The organism is Ruegeria sp. H3, from assembly GCF_056533095.1.
The window spans coordinates 1-3003 of record NZ_JBQFOD010000035.1 but is presented as its reverse complement, the minus strand read 5'-3'; the positions used below and the strand labels follow the sequence as shown (position 1 = coordinate 3003).

2 protein-coding genes and 1 pseudogene are annotated in these 3003 nt (G+C 55.3%); all 3 read left to right on the top strand.

The genetic code is table 11. From position 1 onward, the window contains the following. A partial coding sequence (locus ACR0JE_RS19585; protein ID WP_480865356.1) for a hypothetical protein occupies positions 1-210 on the top strand: 210 nt, incomplete at its 5' end. After that, positions 155-1272: pseudogene (locus ACR0JE_RS19580) on the top strand (IS3 family transposase). The gene ACR0JE_RS19585 and the pseudogene ACR0JE_RS19580, both read left to right, overlap by 56 nt. 100 nt (positions 1273-1372) lie before the next feature. After that, positions 1373-2758 carry an IS1182 family transposase gene (locus ACR0JE_RS19575; protein ID WP_480865355.1) on the top strand — a complete coding sequence of 462 codons (1386 nt, stop codon included), beginning with the start codon at positions 1373-1375 and terminating at the stop codon, positions 2756-2758. Positions 2759-3003: the final 245 nt, after the last annotated feature.

Genomic DNA, 3003 nt, shown 5'->3' with positions numbered 1-3003 from the left:
CTGGATTTCCGCGGGGTGCGGAACGCGCAAAACACACTCTCCTATCGCTTGATCGCGCTGACGCGCAATGGCGAGAACGAGCCGAACGGATCGGTGGATTGTCTTGGCCCCCTAAAACTGTGCCACAGTTGGCTTAGTTTTGGAGACGGGATTGATGGCGCGGAAACGGTATTCGGACGAAGATATTCTGCGGCTTTTGCGCGAGATTGAGCTGGGCCTGGCATCTGGTTCGGATGTCGCGACGGCGTGCAGAACGGCTGGTGTCAGTGATGCGACCTATTACACATGGCGCAAGCGGTTTGGTGGGATGGGACGATCTGAGATGGCCAATCTGAAGGCGCTGCAGAAAGAGAATGATCGGCTCAAGAAAATCGTGGCTGAGCTTGAACTGGACAAACTCATTCTCAAGGAGAGCCTTGATTATCTAAAGCCAAAGGCCTGACGGCAGACCAGCTTCGTCAGGCCGTGGTCCACACCCGACAAAAGCTGGCAACCTCTGAACGGCGCACCTGTCGCGTGATTGGATTGGCGCGGAGCACGCTGCAATACCGCGCAGCGCCAAAGGATGATGAGGCGTTACGTCTGGCGATGATCCGATTGGCCAAACGGTATGGGCGCTACGGCTACCGCAAGGTCGCCGAGCTGCTGCGTGTCGAAGGCTGGGCAGTCAATCATAAAAAGATCGAACGACTATGGCGCGAAGAAGGCTTGCAGCTCCCACAACGGCACAAGAAACGCAAACGGCTGTACCACAAGGACAGCTCGATCATCCGGCTCCGACCGCAACATCCCAATCACATCTGGAGCATTGACTTTGTCCACGACAAGCTGAGCAACGGACAGAGCTACAAGATGCTGACGGTGCTGGATGAGTATACCCGTGAGGCGCTCTGCGTAGCGGTCAAGCCGAAGATGAACAGCGCAGACGTGCTGGATGCGCTCTACCCACTCTTATTGCGGCACGGGAAGCCCGAACACATCCGTTCCGACAACGGCGCGGAGTTCATCGCAACGGCCCTGCAGACCTGGTTAAGAAAGGTGGGCATTAAGCCGATCCAAATCTACCCGGGATCACCTTGGGAGAATGGATACAACGAGCGCTTCAATGGCACTCTGCGCCGGGAAGTCCTCAACGCAGAATGGTTCCACACCACCAAACAGGCTCAGATCGTCATCAATACCTGGCTTAGACAGTACAATCGTGTCAGACCCCATCAGGCTCTAAACATGCGACCGCCCGTTCCAGAAACCTTGCTCAAAACTGGCCCATAGAATTGGGGCTGGACAGCAGCCCGTATTCTGTTGAAAAACTCTGTCTTGATCGAAGGCCATCTGGCTGATTCAATTCTCTTATTGAATGGGAGTTTGGATGATGATGGGACCAAAACAGGAAACTCAGGCTGAGCTGTTCTATGAGTTCTCCCTGGAGGAACATGTCCCGGACAATCATCTGCTGCGGTCGATTGATCGATTTGTTGACCTGAGTAGTATCCGCAATCATTTGGCGGATTTTTACAGTCATACTGGTCGCCCTTCCGTCGATCCCGAGTTGCTGATCCGCATGCTGCTGGTGGGCTATTGCTTTGGCATCCGGTCGGAACGGCGGTTGTGCGAAGAAGTGCACCTGAACCTTGCGTATCGCTGGTTCTGTCGCCTCGATCTGACTGATCGAGTGCCGGATCACTCTACCTTTTCCAAGAACCGCCATGGTCGGTTCCGCGAGAGTGAACTCTTGCGGCACGTGTTCGAAACGACAGTGACGCGGTCCATCGCAGAAGGTTTGGTCAGCGGCCAGCGTATGGCGATTGATGCCAGCTTGATTGAGGCAGAAGCGACCAAGCAGTATTCAGCGTCACAAGAAGAATGGGATGCTGCACAGATCGATGCCAAGACCGCACCGCGCGCTGTTCGGGAATATCTGGAAACCCTGGATGAGGCCGCGTTTGGTGCTGCCTCGCCAGTCAAGCCTAAGTTCATTTCATATTCGGACCCTGCCAGCCAATGGACAGCGGCGCACAAGGCACCAGCCTTCTTTGCTTACTCTGATAACTACCTCGTTGATACAGATCACAGCGTGATTGTGGATGTGGAAGCGACCAGATCCATCCGGCAAGCCGAAGTGGGGTCGACAAAGACGATGCTGGACCGGGTGAAGGACAAGTTCGACCTCGTCCCCGACTGGATGATCGCCGATACCGCCTACGGCTCAGGCCCGATGCTCGGCTGGCTCGTGGATCGCAAGATCGATCCTTACATCCCGGTCATCGACAAGGCCGGACGCCCCGACGGCACCTGGACACGCACAGACTTCGAATGGGACGCTGAGCATGATCAATATATCTGCCCAGAGGGTCACGCGCTTAAACAGTTCCGCCGGAATTACTCTGATCCAAACCGGGGGCCGTCGGGCAAGGGCACAGCCCGCTATCGCGCCTTGAAAGAAGTCTGCCAGGTATGTCCGTCCAAACAAAGATGCTGCCCCAACGCTGATGCACGCAAAATCACCCGCGAAGAGCACGAAGATGCGCGCCAGGTCGCCAGAGATCTGGCCAAAACTGAAGAGTACCAGATTGCGATGAAGCTCAGAAAGAAAGTTGAGATGCTCTTCGCCCACCTCAAGCGCATCCTAGGCCTTGGACGGCTCCGATTACGTGGACCGTGCGGCGCAAATGACGAATTCCTCCTCGCCGCCACCGCCCAGAACCTCCGCAAATTGGCGAAAATCTTTCCCGCACCGCAGCAAACGCGAAACGCCTGACCAGAAAGGCGCTCGTGCCGTGCTCAGGTCACCCCATTCTGCGACTGCAACACGTTGTTTTTCAACAGAATCGGCGGGAAGCCGCCATTCGCTGCATCAGCGTGAAAACCAAGGCCGCGACAAGAAGCAGCCGTTTAATACGGTGATACTAGTTGCTTATGGTCGTTCTTTCTGGCTGTAAATCCAGGATTGTTTCCTGTTGGCAATTGCATATTAAGGTTGATTTCCAATGGGGTCTGCTTAGC